The organism is Colwellia polaris (genome assembly GCF_002104515.1).
Classification (GTDB): Bacteria; Pseudomonadota; Gammaproteobacteria; order Enterobacterales; family Alteromonadaceae; genus Cognaticolwellia; species Cognaticolwellia polaris.
The window spans coordinates 20611-37518 of record NZ_NBOE01000013.1; the positions used below are offsets into that span (position 1 = coordinate 20611).

General features: G+C 34.0%; 15 protein-coding genes and 2 pseudogenes. 8 read left to right on the forward strand and 9 right to left on the reverse strand.

What is annotated here, in order from left to right; translation table 11 throughout:
* The first annotated feature begins 3 nt into the window (after window positions 1–3).
* The 5 genes from B6A32_RS16345 to B6A32_RS16365 all read left to right on the forward strand — a co-directional run bounded on the left by B6A32_RS16345 (window position 4) and on the right by B6A32_RS16365 (window position 5867).
* Entirely contained in the window at window positions 4–1056 is a 1053-nt protein-coding gene (locus B6A32_RS16345) for a glycosyltransferase family 4 protein (protein WP_085305993.1), read from the forward strand.
* Window positions 1053–2168, forward strand: a complete 1116-nt coding sequence (locus B6A32_RS16350; protein WP_085305994.1) for a glycosyltransferase — start codon at window positions 1053–1055, stop codon at window positions 2166–2168. Before B6A32_RS16345 ends, B6A32_RS16350 begins: the two co-directional genes overlap by 4 nt.
* 58 nt (window positions 2169–2226) lie before the next feature.
* Entirely contained in the window at window positions 2227–3726 is a 1500-nt protein-coding gene (locus B6A32_RS16355) for an oligosaccharide flippase family protein (RefSeq protein WP_085305995.1), read from the forward strand.
* 12 nt (window positions 3727–3738) lie between these two features.
* Window positions 3739–4677, forward strand: a complete 939-nt coding sequence (locus tag B6A32_RS16360) for a glycosyltransferase family 2 protein (RefSeq protein WP_085305996.1) — start codon at window positions 3739–3741, stop codon at window positions 4675–4677.
* 89 nt (window positions 4678–4766) lie between these two features.
* Window positions 4767–5867, forward strand: coding sequence for a hypothetical protein (locus B6A32_RS16365; RefSeq protein ID WP_085305997.1), 1101 nt, complete (start codon window positions 4767–4769; stop codon window positions 5865–5867).
* A 72-nt stretch (window positions 5868–5939) separates the two neighbouring features.
* Here B6A32_RS16365 and B6A32_RS16370 read toward each other — a convergent pair whose 3' ends face one another.
* A complete protein-coding gene (locus B6A32_RS16370; RefSeq protein WP_085305998.1) occupies window positions 5940–6929 on the reverse strand; it encodes an acyltransferase family protein in 990 nt (329 codons plus the stop codon).
* A gap of 321 nt (window positions 6930–7250) precedes the next feature.
* On the opposite strand from B6A32_RS16370, the gene B6A32_RS16375 reads away from it, so the two are divergent.
* Genes B6A32_RS16375 through B6A32_RS16385 form a run of 3 tightly spaced genes read left to right on the forward strand, consistent with a single transcriptional unit; the run spans window position 7251 to window position 9951 of the window.
* Window positions 7251–8351 (forward strand): acyltransferase family protein, encoded by a 1101-nt coding sequence (locus B6A32_RS16375; protein ID WP_085305999.1) that lies wholly within the window; start codon window positions 7251–7253, stop codon window positions 8349–8351.
* A 6-nt stretch (window positions 8352–8357) separates the two neighbouring features.
* Entirely contained in the window at window positions 8358–9548 is a 1191-nt protein-coding gene (locus B6A32_RS16380; RefSeq protein WP_085306000.1) for a CDP-glycerol glycerophosphotransferase family protein, read from the forward strand.
* 10 nt (window positions 9549–9558) lie between these two features.
* Window positions 9559–9951, forward strand: a complete 393-nt coding sequence (locus B6A32_RS16385) for an adenylyltransferase/cytidyltransferase family protein (RefSeq protein WP_085306001.1) — start codon at window positions 9559–9561, stop codon at window positions 9949–9951.
* 861 nt (window positions 9952–10812) lie between these two features.
* On the opposite strand, the gene B6A32_RS16395 is transcribed toward B6A32_RS16385, so the two are convergent.
* The 8 genes and pseudogenes from B6A32_RS16395 to B6A32_RS16430 all read right to left on the reverse strand — a co-directional run bounded on the left by B6A32_RS16395 (window position 10813) and on the right by B6A32_RS16430 (window position 16900).
* Window positions 10813–11199: a hypothetical protein gene (locus B6A32_RS16395; protein WP_085306003.1), complete on the reverse strand. Its 387-nt coding sequence runs from the start codon at window positions 11197–11199 to the stop codon at window positions 10813–10815.
* Between the two features lie 455 nt (window positions 11200–11654).
* A pseudogene (locus B6A32_RS16400) lies at window positions 11655–12585 on the reverse strand (IS630 family transposase).
* A 44-nt stretch (window positions 12586–12629) separates the two neighbouring features.
* The gene (locus B6A32_RS16405; protein ID WP_085306004.1) at window positions 12630–12896 is read right to left on the reverse strand and encodes a hypothetical protein; all 267 of its coding nucleotides are present in this window, start codon (window positions 12894–12896) and stop codon (window positions 12630–12632) included.
* Window positions 12897–13011: 115 nt separating this feature from the next.
* Window positions 13012–13209: pseudogene (locus tag B6A32_RS16410) on the reverse strand (asparagine synthase-related protein); the annotation flags it as partial.
* Window positions 13210–13270: 61 nt separating this feature from the next.
* Complete coding sequence (locus B6A32_RS16415) at window positions 13271–13408, reverse strand: adenylyltransferase/cytidyltransferase family protein (protein ID WP_198946943.1); 138 nt, start codon at window positions 13406–13408, stop codon at window positions 13271–13273.
* A 24-nt stretch (window positions 13409–13432) separates the two neighbouring features.
* The gene (locus B6A32_RS16420) at window positions 13433–14839 is read right to left on the reverse strand and encodes an O-antigen ligase family protein (RefSeq protein ID WP_085306006.1); all 1407 of its coding nucleotides are present in this window, start codon (window positions 14837–14839) and stop codon (window positions 13433–13435) included.
* A 62-nt stretch (window positions 14840–14901) separates the two neighbouring features.
* Window positions 14902–15972: a GNAT family N-acetyltransferase gene (locus B6A32_RS16425; protein WP_158088505.1), complete on the reverse strand. Its 1071-nt coding sequence runs from the start codon at window positions 15970–15972 to the stop codon at window positions 14902–14904.
* Complete coding sequence (locus B6A32_RS16430; RefSeq protein ID WP_085306008.1) at window positions 15962–16900, reverse strand: glycosyltransferase family 2 protein; 939 nt, start codon at window positions 16898–16900, stop codon at window positions 15962–15964. The genes B6A32_RS16425 and B6A32_RS16430 overlap by 11 nt, the downstream gene beginning before the upstream one ends.
* Window positions 16901–16908: the final 8 nt, after the last annotated feature.

Sequence of the window (16908 nt, forward strand, 5' to 3'; positions counted from 1 at the left end):
AAAATGAAAATACTTCATTGTGTCAGCAGCTTACAAGTTGGTGGAGCAGAAAAGCTAGTAAAGAACTTATCGCTTTCACAACAAGCGAATGGACAAGACGTATCTATTTTATCATTTGGTGATGAAACCGATGAATTTCAGCAAGCTTTAAAGAGCTCGCAGATAAAAATTTATAATATTGCTGGCAGCTTTCTTAAAAAACAATATCTATTATTAAAGCTAATAAAGCAATTTGATGTAATACATATTCATTCTCCAGCGGTTATTAGAGCTTTCTTATTTATTTCCCCCTTGTTGATGCACAAGCAAGTTATATATACCATTCATGGTGAAGTTGCGCCGAATTTAAGAGGCATTAAAGCATCCCATATCGTCGCACGTTGCTATGTAAATTATACCTTTGCGGTATCTGAACAAAGCAAACTTAAAGCAAAAGCACTTTTCAATTGGCCTCAAGAAAAAATAAACATCATTAAAAACGGTGTAGCCATTTCAACCTTAAAAAACCAAACAACGAATACCGAAAAACTAGTTATTGGTATGGTGTCACGTTTAATCCCATTGAAAAAAATTGAAGATGTAATTCAATGCATCAGTGATTATGATCTTAGCGAAAAGCTATCGTTAAAAATATATGGCGACGGACCACAAAGGCAGGCGTTAGAAACGCTAGTTCAGAGAACAGGCTTAACGGATCATGTCATGTTTATGGGTAATGTTATTGATGAAGGCGAGATTTACCCTGAACTTGATTGCTTAATTATTAGTTCTGAAACTGAAGGACTACCCATGGTGCTGTTAGAAGCTATGGCTAGCGGTGTGCCTTGTATTAGTTCACGTGTAGGGGCAATACCAGACATTGTTACAGCCAGCGAAGGTGGCTTTTTATATGACACTGGAAATATATCGCAACTAGGCCAGCACCTTGAATTTATTTGTGCTAATAAAAATATGCTATCTGAAAAAGGTAAGTTAGGGCAAAAATATGTGGCGAGTAACTTTTCGATTGATAATATTGCTAAGACCTACCAAGAATATTATGGGTATAAAGTATGAAAAAGGAGATCCTATTTTTCTCAAATTTATACCCATTACCTTGGGAGCAAACAAGAGGGCAATTTAACCTACAGCAAACAGCACATATGGAAGCGCAAGCAAACTTGTCATATTTAATCCCTGTTTCGTTTGTCACTTGGTTTAAAAAAGTACTCATTGGACGGGAAAATTATGCACAAAAAAATATTTGCCTATTTCCATTTTTCTATATACCAGGCTTTGGCCGTTCACTGAACCCATTGTTTATGCTAATTTCAATCGTTATCAGCATTAAGCCATTACTTTGGTTTGCTAAACATAAATATGTCTTAGCCAGTTGGGCTTACCCTGAAGGTGTAACAGCAGCCATGTTAAAAAAAATTTTTGGCTTTAATTTAACCATAGATTGCTTAGGCAGTGACGTTAACGTACACAGTCTTTGCCCCAAAAGAAAAAAACAACTGGCCTTTGCCTTTAAACATGCAACAACCGTAGCCACTAAAAGTAATGCCCTTGCCGCCAAAGTGCTTGAAATAGCGTCTAGTGCTAAAGTAAGAACAATTTACAATGGCGTTAATTTTGAGCGTTTCAACGTTGATAAAAAACCGGATAGTTCAAAGCTTAAATTATTGTTTATTGGCAATCTAATTCCTACCAAAGGAGTGTTTGAATTATTAGCCGCAGCCAAGTTATTAAAAGATAAAAATGTGGATTTTGAATTATCGTTAATAGGCAAAGGACCTGAAAAAAATAAGTTGGCAATTTATATCGAGCAAAACGCACTGCAAAATAGAGTAAAAATAATCGGTGCTATTCCACATGCGCAACTAAATAAGTGGTTTGCTAACTCTCATGCATTAATTTTACCTAGCTATAGGGAAGGTGTGCCTAATGTAATAATGGAAGCATTAGCAACGGGTACACCTGTAGTTGCTACTAGTGTTGGTGGTATTCCCGAAGTTATTACTAACAAAGTTAATGGCATACTCCTTAATAGCTATCAGCCTGAAAATATTTATCAAGGGATTATGCAATTTACCGAGCAAAACTGGTCAAGCGAAAGTATTGTGAAATCAATTGAACATCTTACTTGGCAAAATACTAGTGAACAATTTCTAAGAGAGTTTACATGATATCAAATCAAGAACTCATCCCTTCACTGCAGCTCGCTTTGTTAAAAATGGCGCATCGATGAAAGAAAAACTAGTAAAAAGCTCTATTTTTAGGGTTATTGAAATTGTCACTGTTACTATTATATCGTTAGCATTAACACCTTACCTAATTAAACATTTAGGTGATGAAAATTATGGATTATGGCTACTAATTTTATCAACATTAGGTTGGTTCAATTTTATTGATTTAGGGTTTTCTTCGGCAGTTAAGCGGGAAATAGCAATAGCACTAGAAAAAGGCGATAACCACCGTATTAATGTCGTTTTTTCGGTTGCCGTTGTTCTTTTTAGTACATTAGGCGCACTTGCGACAAGTTGTTTACTATTACTAGCATTGGTACCTGAAGCTTTAGGTATAAATATTAATAGCCAGAGTACCGCCGCAATAGCGTTGTCGATATTAGCCTTTAAAGTTTTTCTTGATTTTATGATGAATAGCTTTCATGGCTTTTTTACGGCTTATTTAAGAATGGATATCGACGCTAATATCAGTTTACTAAACACTATGGTTAAGTCAGTCATGGTGTTTTATCTGGTTATTGACTTAAATATATATGGTGCAGTAATCGCGACCATTAGTGCTGACATTATTACGCATATTTTAAAAATTTATTATGCCAAGCGGCTTAATAATGAATTTCAGTTTTCAATCAAGTTTGTTTCTCTAACTGAAGTTAAGCATCTATTCTCATACTCTAAGCATTTAGTGGTGGCGGGTATTGCCAATACCATACTTAGACGTTCAGACCCAGTAGTTATCAGCCATATATTAGGGCTTAAATTTGTTGCTCTATACGGGGTTATTAATAATTTAATTAACCAAATTGAAAGTTTAGTTGTAGCCGTAGTTGGGGTTTTTAATCCAATGCTAAATCGCCTTGTGGCCCGAAACAACAACATTGAGGATACGTTTAAACAAATAATAGATGTTAACTTTTTTGTTGTTATTATGCTTTATGCCCCCCTTGCTATTTTAGCTGAGGATTTTATATACCTTTGGATAGGCGGCGAATATGCAGAGCATGCTAACTTAGCCTCTATTCTTGGTTTTGCTTATATTTGCAAGTCAATATCAAGACCAATAGGTGCTGTCTTATTAGCGCAAGCTAATCATAAACTTATGTCGGTGGTGAGTTTACTCGGTGCCATAGTAAATATCTCATTATCAATAATACTTGCACTGCAATGGGGACTAATGGGTGTAGCTATAGCGACCGCGGTAAGCTTCTTTCTTAGTGAGGTAGTATTAAACCTATGGCTGATCAAACGGTATAATAACTTTGTTATTATGCGGTCGATATTTAAATTTACTGTATTGGCAATAAGTTATATTAGTTTAGTAATAATTGGTCAAATAGTTTTTCAACAGCTTCCAGTGTTAAGTTGGCTTGAGTTGATTTTTGCCGCTGGCGTTATTGTTATAACGTTGTTTGTTTTTTCATGGTTTTTAATTTTATCACTGCATATGCGACAACAGCTAATGGCAATGGTGTTAAAAAAAGACCTACCTATAAAGTAATATGAGAATACCATGTCACAAGCTTTAGTATCCGTTGTCATTCCTTTTTATAAAGGTGAGCAATACTTAGAAAAAACCATTGATAGTGTTTTGCAGCAAAGTTATAACAACTTTGAATTACTCATTATTAACGACGGTAGCCCAAATGCCGAAAGCAGTTTTTTTGCTAAGCTATGCCAAAAAGATAACCGTATTACTGTTTTGCATAAAAATAATGGCGGTGTAGCTTGCGCGCGGCAATTTGGTATCGCAAAGGCTAAAGGCGAATTTATTGCCTTTTGTGATCAGGATGATCTTTGGTTGCCAGAAAAAATAGCAAAACAAATACCATTATTTAATAATCCTGAAGTTGGCTTGGTCTATTGTGGCGCTATAGAAGATCATATCACCGAAGGACGAAAGGTTGAGTTGCCGTTCTTTAATAGTTATCGGGGCAATATATACTCTTCTTTAATTCATAAAAACGAGATTGTTAGCTGTACTGCAGTTGCTAGAAGGTCATTGTTAATTGACTCACAGGTCTTTGATGCGGATATCGAGTTAATGGGCGTAGACGACTGGTTGGCATGGCTTAAAATGTCACTTGTTTGCAAGGTAGATTTCGTAAAAGAATATTTAGCAATTCACGTATTCCATGGTGAAAACTATTCTTCTAATGAAGAAAAAATGTATCAAGCAGAGCTTGTCTGTTTAGCTAAAATAAAACCGATAGCACAGGAAAAAACACTAAGCGGAGAGGTTAATTACAAACAAGTCGAGGCAAATATTCATTTACGCTATGCCGAGGCATTTATATTTAATGGTGACTTTACTGTAGGGGCTGATGCGCTACTAGAGGCTGCTAGTGCTTTAAGTAGCGTAAAAGTTAAATGCAAAGGTTTTCTATTTAAGTACACTCCAAATGCCTTTTTACTTTTAGCTCAATCGTTAAAACGCAGAGTTTTTAGCTAAGAAATTTAGGGCAAGTTTGTATTTTGAGGAAATGCTTTAGTAACTTTTTCTCAAAAAAGTTACATTTTATAAAATATTAAGGATCTGAAATGCAAAGATTGCAATGTGATTTAATTGTTAATTCAAATGCTAGGCATTTACAGCCAATTTTATCAGGATTTAATATGCTTCAACGAAATAAACTAATTTCGTTGAAGCAACACTTTCCTGGAGATGCCTTTCTTTTAAGAGGGAAAAAAATACTGGTAGATAAGTTATTTGTTAATGAAATGCATTTAGATGTGATTATCAATAATTCAATTTTGGTCCATTACGATGTGGGCGATTCTAAAAGGATTAATGAAGAAGCGTTAAGTACTTGTGATATTTACTTTAAAAGAAGCTATAGCATTGATTATGTTAATAGCTATTTTCCCGACGAAGCACAGAGAATAATGCCGCTCGGGCTTTACTTTTTAGCCATTGATAATGAATTAGATTTATATTCATTAAAGCGTGATATTAAATTTTCTTCGGGAATTAATAAGCTTAAGTCAATAATAAAACATTTTGATCGTAAAAACACGCTAACAGACTCTCCGTATTTAAAGCTTTTTGAACAAACACCTCTAGCCTCTAAAGATCCTAAAATACTTTTTTATGCAAAAGTGTGGGATCCTGATTTTGATGGTGAGTATCAATTAACCCATGAAGATAATGCAGATAGAGTGCAAATCAACCAACACAGGGTTAGTTGTATAAGGGCGCTGAAAAAAGCTTATGGCGACAAATTTTCCGGAGGAATTGAAACGTCTAAATTTTCTCAAAAATACTGTAAGGATTTAGTTATAACCAATACAGAAACGACTAAAAGGACAAACTATATAAAGCTAATGCAAGCACATGATATTTGTATAGCTACAGCTGGCTTGCATAAGTCAGTTGGAGGGAAATTTACAGAGTATCTTGCTGCTTCTCGGTCAATAGTAACGGAGCCTTTAGAATATGAAGCCATCGGCTCTGTTAAGGCAGTGGACAATTATTTTGAATTTACTACAGTGGAAGAGTGCGTATCAGTTGTTGACGTATTGATGAATAATGTAATATTGAGACAAAAACAGATGTTGAAAAATTATGAGTATTATCATACTTTCGTAAGGCCAGATATGCAGGTAAAAATCTCACTCATAACAGCTCTTAATAAAGTATAACTAAGCTAATCTTAAAGTGTTTGTTTAATGATAAAAATTAAACGAACATGTTAAATTTCAGTCTCAAATTATCTATGCTGATATTTTTCGGTAAGCGTTACGTATTACTATTAGCGAAGGTTTCTCTACAAACCTTGTTGTCAAATATGCTAGTGATAATGTAGTAAGAATTGCTAGAATAATAGATAAAATTGGATTTACACCAATATTATAGAGCTTATTAATAACTATATAACCTATGTTCTGGTGCAATAAATATAAAGAATAAGAGATACTACCTAATATTACTAAGGGCTTGATAGATAAAAATTTTAACCTTCCGGAAACTGCTAAAAAAAACAGCAGATAAAACGCGGAGGTAATTAAAAATACGCCCTTAGAAAATACAAACAATGTAGACACCATACAGAGCATCAGAATCGCATACGTAAACTTATTTGCCAATCTATTCATTAGCTTATAAAAACAGATACCTGCTAGAAAATAAGATAGATATTGAAGCATTAATATTTTGTTGATTAACTCTGAAAACTCAATTAAACCTTGGGATTGCAATACAGATATCATTATTAATGGACTAAATAGATATTCAGTATATTTGAGCACTCCTGTTATGAAGAAAATAAAAATCCAGAAGTAGAAAGTTAGTTCAATCGTTAAAGTCCAGTAAACCCCATCAATATGCTTAATCCCAGCGTATTCATGAAACATAAAAGCATTCATAATCGCATGATGAAGATTAATCTCTCTTCCAGGCAAGCCAAAAAAGGATATAATCGTAAATGTTAATAAGGCCGAAAACCAGAATGTAGGGTATAACCTAGAAAATCGTGAAACTAAAAAGTCTAAAGGTTTATCAACTCTATTTAATGTCCAATAAATAACAAACCCGCTAACCATAAAGAATAGTTGAACCCCGAGCTTACCTAGCTGAGCCCATTCTGTTGATAAGCCTTCATGGCCATAAAGAATATCATATCTATAAAAATAATGGTAAATAACTACAGCTATTGCTGCCAAACCTCTTAATGCATCTAGCTCCAAAAGCCTATTTTTTTCCATGTACTCACGACTCCTATGTTAATATCAATAAATATATGTTTGTAGTGGTACAGCTTGATTGATAGAGCTTTTGTAGACATTATTCATTCTAGCATGAATTAAACCTTTAGCAGGTATCACGTACTAATTCACAAGATGTAACTCATCTTTCAAAGGTAAATAAGATCTAGGTATATAAAAGTAAATAGTATTTTTGTGTCTATGCAGTTTTTTAATATTCTTCACTTTTATGTTGATTTTAAATTGGTTAACTCAAGCAAAGTGTTTACGATACAAGTGTAAGTTATTAAACTAAATTATAAATATTAAAAGGTGTAAATAATGAATAACACTTTATCCAGTTTTCTTGAGGGTAGGGACAACAACTTCAATATAATTAGGTTTTTTGCTGCGACATTAGTGTTAGTTAGTCATTCTTTCCCTTTATTATTTGGTCACGGTAATAGTGAACCATTGCGGTATTTGGTTGGTATTTCATTAGGTACGGTAGCGGTGGATCTTTTTTTTATCACTAGTGGTTTTTTAATCGCTAATAGCTTATTTCGAAGAAAAGGCTTAGGTGACTTTGTTAAAGCTCGGGTTTTGAGGATTTACCCTGGCTTAGCTGCATCACTGATTATAAGTGTTTTTATCTTAGGTGTATATTTTACTAATCTACCAACGATCGCATATTTAACCGACTTGCAAACCTATAAATTTTTGTTCATTAACATGGTTTTATTTTTTGGCGAAGAAGCTACTTTACCTGGAGTATTTGAGTTGTTGCCCTGGGCGAGTACGGTTAATGGATCTTTATGGACCTTGCCCTTCGAGGTTAGGGCTTATGCACTTCTAGTTATAATAGGGTTAACACTTACTCACTTTCAAAAAAAGTGGAAAGTCACATTTATCAAAAAAGTGTATTTATTAATACCACTTATCGGTATGGGGATATATTTATTTGACTATTTCCACACAATTTTGCCCATATCTTATTTTGGCTCTGAATACGCTCGACTACTATCGATGTTTTTCATTGGTGTAGCTTTCTATATTTATAGAGAAAAAATAGTACTTTCAAATAAAATATTTTATACATTAATAGCATTACTAATTATATCAAGTATTGATAATCAATTATTTTTTGTAATATATAATTGCACATTAGCTTATATTGTTTTCTATTTAGCGTACGTACCCAAAGGTGTTATACGAAAATTTAACACTTATGGTGATTACTCTTATGGAATTTATATTTATGCTTTTCCTGTCCAACAAGATGTGCTTGCAGTTAATCCAAAGTTAAGTTTACTAACGTTTACTATAATATCGCTAGTCATTACATTTATCTTGGCATACCTCTCATGGCACTTGATTGAAAAGAAAGCATTGAAGCTAAAAAATGCTAAATTTCAATTTATTAAAAAAAATACGCTAAGGTAAAAATATATGAAAAAAACTAAACAAATTTTTTATCTCTTAATAAACATAATTCTTTATTTTTTCTCATATTTAATACCAAAAAAGAAGAGCCTTTGGGTTTTTGGTGCGTGGTTCGGTCAAAAATATAGTGATAACCCCAAAGCATTTTTCGAATATGTTAACTTTAATCAAAAGCGAATTGATGCAGTATGGATCAGCAAAAATACTGATGTTATTCAGCATGTAAGAAGTTTAGGGTTTCAAGCGCATAATGAACAAAGCATTGCGGGAATGTGGTATCAATTAAGGTCTGAGTTTGTGTTTGTTTGTCAATCACTGCACGATGACCTATATCCTGCGACAATAGGTAAAAAAACTAAAGTGATTAACTTGTGGCATGGCTTACCATTAAAAAAAATTATGTATGATGTTTTTGGTGAAGAGCCCAAGAATAAAAATACAGTAGGTAAGTTATGTGATTTTTTCAGTCCGTATGAGAAACATCGTAACGATTATTTAATAGCTACAAGTAAAGAAACTCAGTTTACATTTTCAACTGCCTTTAGAATGCCTCTAAGTAATACTCTAATTACAGGCTTTCCTCGTAATGATATTTTTTTAGCTCCTAGTGCGAGTAGCAGCTTTAAACCTTTATTCAATTGTATTTACATGCCAACATTTAGAGGAGGTAAAGGTACTGAATGTGATTTATTTCAAAAGTATGACTTTAATATAACAGAAATAGACGACTTACTTACAAAGCACTCTATTCAATTGACCCTGAGAATGCACCCAGTTAATAGACCTCCTCAGAGCATTTTATCTCAAATTGAATCGTCGAAGATGCTCAAGCTAGATTCAGGGAAGGATATTTACGAAACAATACATGAATTTGATTGTTTGATTACCGACTATTCGAGTATTTATTTTGACTTTTTGCTGTCAAATAAACCTATTGTCTTTGCACCTTTTGATCTTGAAGAATATAAATTAAGAGAGCGTTCACTGTATTATAATTTTGAAGACGTAACTTTAACGCCATACTGTAATAATTGGCCAAGTGTGATAAACAGAATCATTGATTTAAAAGTTTTAGGTGCATCAAAAATATATGAAGCTCAATATCAAGAATTGAAAAGTAGATTTCATTTATTACAGGATAAAGATCAGAACAAGTCTTTTTCTTATATGTTGTATAACGAACTAATTAACAGGTAAGGCAAGCTACATGAAAAAAATAATAACATTTGGAACATTTGACTTATTTCATATTGGGCATCTTCAGATCTTAAAAAGAGCGAGAGCAATGGGAGATTACTTAATAGTAGGTATATCTACAGATAAATTAAATTTTTCGAAAAAACAAAGAAATCCTATATGTAGTGAACAAAACCGGATGGATATAATAAAAGAGTTAAAATGTGTAGATGAAGTCTTTTATGAAGACGCCCTCGAACTTAAACGACAATATATTATAGATAGTAAAGCTGATGTATTAGTTATGGGAGATGATTGGGCTGGGAAATTTGATGAATTTAATGATATTTGTAGTGTCCAGTATTTATCGAGAACACCATCAATTTCTACTACGGCATTAATTGAAATAGTGAAAGATATTTAGAGGTTCAGATAATGTTAAGAAAGTTTAATATAAGAGTTGAAGGCACACTATTTCATGAGAAAATATCGAAAAAGTTATTTATTCTGTCTTCTAAGATTATTCCAAAGGATACCCCCCTATTATAAATATCATTAGCCCGTAATTAAATCATATTTCTTTCGGCTTTTTGTTTGCTAATATGCACCCAGTAACGAAAAAAATCAGACCAAAGAATGGACTCTTTCTTGTATTGAAATCAATGTTGATTCCGAAACTAGTTCCGTTATATGACTTAGCCAATATCCCGAAAATGAATAAAAATAGAGGTGAATAACAATTATTTCAAGTAGTCTTTATAGATAAATAAAGAGGTAATAGTTATCGAAATCATAAATGATACTAAAAGTCACAAATGGGTTTTACTACCTTAAAAAAAAGTTTACAGGCTGTTCAACTAAATCCGAATACGCTAGCTTAATTGCCCCCTATTAAAACATCATTATAAATCGAGATTAAATTGAACGGCATCATATATATAACGCACCAACTTAAATACAATATAGCGACTCTTGGTAACATTTTTTTCTATCGCTAATGAGCAAGATCCTTTAATTACTTTAATACCATAAAAGTAACCTGAAATAACAAAAAAATGGAACCGCAAACCTTGCTAATTGATTTATAATAATGTTTAAGCAGTAATAGATGCTACTAACGTTTTCTGTATTATGTGAAAAAGGGTTGGTATGTATAGCTATTACAGCAGTTATTGCGATCAACTTTACCGTATCAACACTATCTATTCTCGACATAAGACCTTCTTTATTGTTGCTCATAAATTTATAGGTAATAGTAAACATCAAATACTCTTGTTATTTTATACTAACAGCCTGAGCGAGTTTTTATTTCGTCAAAATCAACTTTAGTCACGATCTCTTCATATTTTTGAGAAAGTATACACCAAAAAATTTGGCATTCTGGTTGATCATATTCGATACAACAATTGTATACATCTGTACACAATGCTCGTATCGATTTACGAATACTCATGTCATCGACTTTATATACAATAACTCCGTTATTCATTACACGATTATTGTGGCGGTAACCTTGTTCGATACTTATATCTACGAAGGGTATTGTTGCTTCCATAATTCTTGCGTACCTTTCTTGGCTTTTTGCTTCTTCTACTTCGTCCCAAACAGACACTTTTAATCGAGGGGTATTTCTGATCAGAATGCCTTTATTACATGCCTGAGTATATTGCACAATATTGTCTTAAATTCTACGGCTGTCCATATATACAATATACTGATAATTAAAAAGTTGAGTTAATATTGACGGTTCGAGTTGCAAAAATTTTACCACTTTAGTGTGTAAAGAAAAGTCGATACTTTCGCCAACATCAACATCCTTTTCAATATATTGATATTCCCAGCCCCGATGGACAATTTCTTTTTTCAATTTTTGATTATTAGTAAAAAATACATTTCTTTTGATTTATAGGTATTTCAGGGATAACCGAGTCTATATTTAGTAGGTCCAATACTTTTAAAGGTAGCAATGATTTAACTTTGTACTTGGTAAACCTAACAAGATCGCCGACTGTTCGCACTTTTTGTGAGCTGCTAAACCGTTCACCAAACCAACATGAAATAACTACAGTATTATTCATTATACGTTTCACAAAAATAAAAGTGGTTTAATACCAATCTGCATAAGCATTAAATCAGATTAATCCAGCCACGATTGCATAACGACATTGCTCTTTTATGTCACTTCGGAAGATATTCCAAGCATTGCTGCATTCATTAACTATATTTTCATAGCCATTAAAGCATCTATTGGCCAAACAGTTTTGTCTTAGCCATTGCCACACTTGCTCAATTGGGTTCAACTCTGGGGAATAAGGGGGTAACTTGATCATGGCTAGATTTTTTAAATCTTCAAATGTGTCTTCTGTATGCTACCCAACTCCATCCATTACTACAACGACATATCTACCTTCGGGTGTCGCCTGTGATATTTGTTATAAATGCTTTTTCATAACGTCTTTATTCATTACAGATGAGATCAATGCCTCAGTAGCGCCTGTCGAAGGACAAAAAGCCCCGAACATGTATGCATATTCGAACTGTTGTTGTCTTACTGCTCTAGGTCTACTACCCGCTTTCGCCCATAACCTTGTTGTTGTATTTTGCTGGCCGAATCGTGCTTCATCTTGCAACCAAACATCAACTTTATCTAAGCTGATATTGAAGGGGATGTTAAGGATCGTTTCCATCTGGAAGCTTTTTAAAAACGTCCTGGACGCTTTGTGATTGCTTAGGATGCTTGGATCGGCTTGTTATCCAGGAGTATTCTAGTTTCTTTAGGATTTTATATACATGATCTCGATGATAATCTATGTCGAATTCTTTTTTGATAAAGGTACAAAAGTCTTGCCCCATAAGTCGACCTCCCTCAGCTGTGCAACTCTGATTTTCAACGTATTGAGCAAGTTGGCTGAGCTGCTTTGGAGAAAGCATGGACGGTCTTCCTTTCGGGTTAACACTATCAAGGTCCGACAAGCCTTTTGACAAATATGCAGTGACCCAACGATTAACACTTGAACGTCAGGTCATCTAAAAAGTATGATACAGCAAGCAAACGCATACGCTTTCGCCCATTCTGTTCCTTTCGTGATCACTTGAGTAAATCTACTGAGGTGAATTGTTCCAAAACGTGGTATCTGCTTCAAAAATAAATAGCATTAGATTACATTTTTGTGCAGATTGATATAACACCATCCAAACTTTCATTGCTAAGCCATGATCTTTTGATAAATCTTTATCATCTAATAATGAAAGAACAAAACGGGTATCAATAACTTGGTTAGCAATATTGTCTTCATCGTTAAGAATTTTTCTTGCTTGGTCAGCAAAACTGCCACCTAGCCATTTGTCTAATGGTACAGGAAAGCCCATTTTTTACGGTATAGTACCTCATCAGGTAAGTACTTTTCACCGACCTTTGTAAGGATATATTTAGGGGGGGGGCGTGTACTTCAAAAATTTGATCGGACAATTTTGTTTTAGTAAGTTATTTGTCTTGTTCAGAGTTCCATTTCAACTTGTATTTATTAGGAATAGTAAAAGCAAACTCAACGAGGCGATGGTCAACGAAGGGAGCACGTGCCTCTACTGAGGTAGCCATTGTGGTATTATCAACCCGAGACAGCAAACCTTGTAAATGCACAGTTTCAAATGTATAAATCATTTTTATTTGATAATCATACTCTTCTACTTCATTAAAACTTTGTTCAAACCTTTGATTTAATGATTATTCTATTGTTTGCCAGTCAATGTTCATAACTTACAAGTTCGTCAGTTTTTACGCCAACAACGAGCTTATCGCACATGGCTTTAGCATTCCGGAGTAAATTTACATGGCCAACATGGAATAAATCAAAAACGCCTGTGGTGTATCCTAAAATCATAGTTCTTCCTAGTTATAGGCCTATTTAAAGCCCCATTTTAAGTGTGATATATACGGCAATAATAACAACCCAACAATATAGCATGGAGCGAATTGCAATGTTAGCATTACAGAATTGTTCGATTTTGGGCTCTAGTTTTATTAATCGAACGTGACTTGCTAGAGACATACCGATAAAAACAAAAAGTAGCAAGGAGAAGCTTCTGCTAAGAAAAAAAGCGGTGACCATAAAGCCTACCATTGAAAAAAAGAGAGTTTGATTTAGAGCATATTCACTGGTTATGTTTAACTTTTCAGTCTCTTTTTTTAACTGCAATTTTTGTACTTTTCTATTTTGCATTGAACTTACTTTATAACTTTTTATTTCCGCTAGTGCCGTAGGTTCATCACCAAGTTTTTGTTTGTTGTTGAATTTAATAACTAGGTAGCTAACAAGTACAGTAAATATTAAAGCACCTCCCCATAAACTATAACCTGGAATACCTAACTCGCCTACAATATGAACATACGAATTGTGTGCGACTAAGCCATGTTCTTCTCGAAAGCGGCCTTTACCGATACCAAATATAGGGTTCGCTAGCATCATATGAATACCATGATACCAAGCCTCCAGTCGGCCATTGGCTGAGGCGTCAATATTACTTTGTAACGAAGCTACAACTGTAGCCGCAATGGGAGCCAATACCATAGCGGCTATAAATAACTTAGGCCCTGCATAAGTAACTAAAAAATATATCCCAGCTAATGAGCCAACCCCTAGCATGGTTCCACGAGAACCAGTTAAATAAACCCCATAAAGCAGTGTTATTAATGTTAATAACATACATGTTTTTAGAAATGCATTTCCACTTTTATAAAAATATATTGTAAACGGTATGCACATAACTAAAAACATACCTAAATCATTTGGGTCACTGAAAAAACCTAAATAAGTAATACGCCTTTCACCTAAATCAATATAACCTACAGAGTGTGTAAAAAGCGCCCAACCATTACCCATGAATGCTGATTGTTGGAAATGGCCATTATGCACCATGGTTATTGCTGCAATTAAGCAAATAAACATAAGTGCATGTTGACGCTTGATAGTGGTTATGCAGTTAGAATATAAAAATAAAGGAATGAGTGAGCTAACAAATAATTGAATGGCCTCATCTACGCCTGTCATGCCTGAACCATTTAAAAAACCTGAAATAATAATCAGTGGCGCTAAGGCCAATAGCATCCAATGCTGGGGATAAAGTTTTAGTGGGCGCTGTGCTATTAATAAAGTTACAAAGCATAGAATAGCGAACACCTTTATTATGATCCAATTACGCGTATCTATGAACATTTCATGTGGTCGAATAAGTACCGCTGCCGTATATAAAAACAATAAAAAAAAGGCAAATGATGAATCGGTATTTTCTTTTTCTGGAAATTGTCGTGCCATAAGAGTTTACCGTTCCGCTGTGCTCATAAGTTAAAAAAGACTATAATTATTTCTTTAACTTGCTAACAGATATAAAGTTTATTTATAAGTTTACTAATGAAGCATTTTACCCTACTTCGCTTAGCATTTACTACATAAGTGTCATCAAGTTTATTTTGACCAGTAAATGCTTTTTTATAAGCATCATTTGTATTACCAATCATAAAGTCATAATTCTGTATAGGGTTATGTAAAATACTCCAAATATGCAATGCATAGCTTGGCGATAAATGAGCAAATTTAGCTTCATCCCAGCCACACTGATAAAAATATAAGGTGGTGTTATCATAAAGGTAATAATGAATCGCGGCGACTTCGTCATCTATTAATAGTAGGCTGATTTTTGTGTTATTCGATTTACGAAATTGAGTGTGAAATTTAATAACATCAGGATGAAAAAAGGCACCTTTTTTACCTTTTTTTTGCCACCTTTTCTGATGAAATAATATTAATTGTTGCCAATATATTTCATAGTCTTCTTCGTTAACCCAAAAAAATATAGCATTAGAACGTTGAAGCTTGCTTTTACATCGCTTCCATTTTGCTCTGTTGTTTTTGCTCAGAGTATTTAAATAATTTTTATTATTGGGAATTAAATACCGTTTGCCTTCTTGTTTAACGGTTGCATGTTTGAAATGTAATAAGATTGAATGCCAGTTTGAGCTTGGTAATACCGAATGGCAACTAAATTGCTCAAAGTTAATTGCTTGTATTTGGTTTGCAATTTCGCGATAGATGAGCTCATTCTTTTTTTCTAAAACAATGTCTTGAAATTCGGATAATACTTCACTTTCTTCCGGCTCTCCTTGTCCCAATGGAAATAGGGTGTTAATTGGAATAAGTTTATTAGATTTTTGTAGATAAAGAGGAGCAATTGCAATTACTTTTTCTCCCTCAAAACCCATAATTGTTTTAAGTTGCCAGTCAGGTTGCCAGTATATTTCTATCCAGTTCATTATCCATTGTGGTGAACAGAATAAATTAGCTTGGCTTGTTTCCACTAACTTGTGCCATTGCTCGGTATATTGCCTTAACTGTTCAATATCTTCGACTAATCGCCATTCTACTGTTTGTTCAATATTGCTATTGTCCATGTATGGTTTTGTATTCGTTATGTTTAATGCCAAAAAAACCTGCGATTGTACCTGCTGCGGAGCAAAGTCTAAATAAACCATCAACAAAGGTGGTTTTATTGAAGGTTACTAATCCGAGGATGCAATAGCCTAATCCACGTAAAACCCTTACCCCGGTCATTGCTAAGCAATAAACTAAGGCTTTGATAAAGGAGTCTTCAAACAAGTGACTGCGGGTAAAGCCAATACCAGAGCGAAACCCTCGTTTTAAAAACCATTTTACTGTCGCTCTGGATTTTGGAAATTCTTCAATAACTGGGGCTGCGGTATAAATAGCTTTAAAACCCGCTTTCTGACACTTTAAGGCGAAGTGATAGTCACTGGCACCTGTCATTGCAAAACGCTCATCAAACGGAGGGTTTATTTGCTGTAGTACTTCACGTGAAATTAATAAATTGTTTGTGTAAAAAATATTAACATTATCACCCTCAATCAATTTATTTTTACCATAAATTAATTCAATAGCCCAAGTTGGCGTACCTTTACTACCAACCGATATAACGTGGCTAGTAACAATATCTACTTTATGCTCTGCTTGTTTATTGAGTAATAGCTGTGCCCAATCATTAGATTCTGGCCATTCGTCGTCGTCAATAAAAAACAAATTTTGTGAGTCTGTTTTTAAAAACTCAGTTACGCACCGGTTTCTCGCGAATACTATACCAGCATTACTTTCGTGAAAATAATTAATTGTAAACGGGCTTTTTAAGGCTATTTCATTTACTACCGCTAATGTTGATTCTTCACCAGCGTTATCTACAACAAGTATATTTAATTCGATACTTTCATCAACTTCTTGCTGAATAAGTGCTTGTAGCAGGCGCTTTAACCATTGAGGGCGATGACACGTAATAATTGCTATGGTAGCTTTCGGTTGAGTTGTTTGCATTTTTTGGT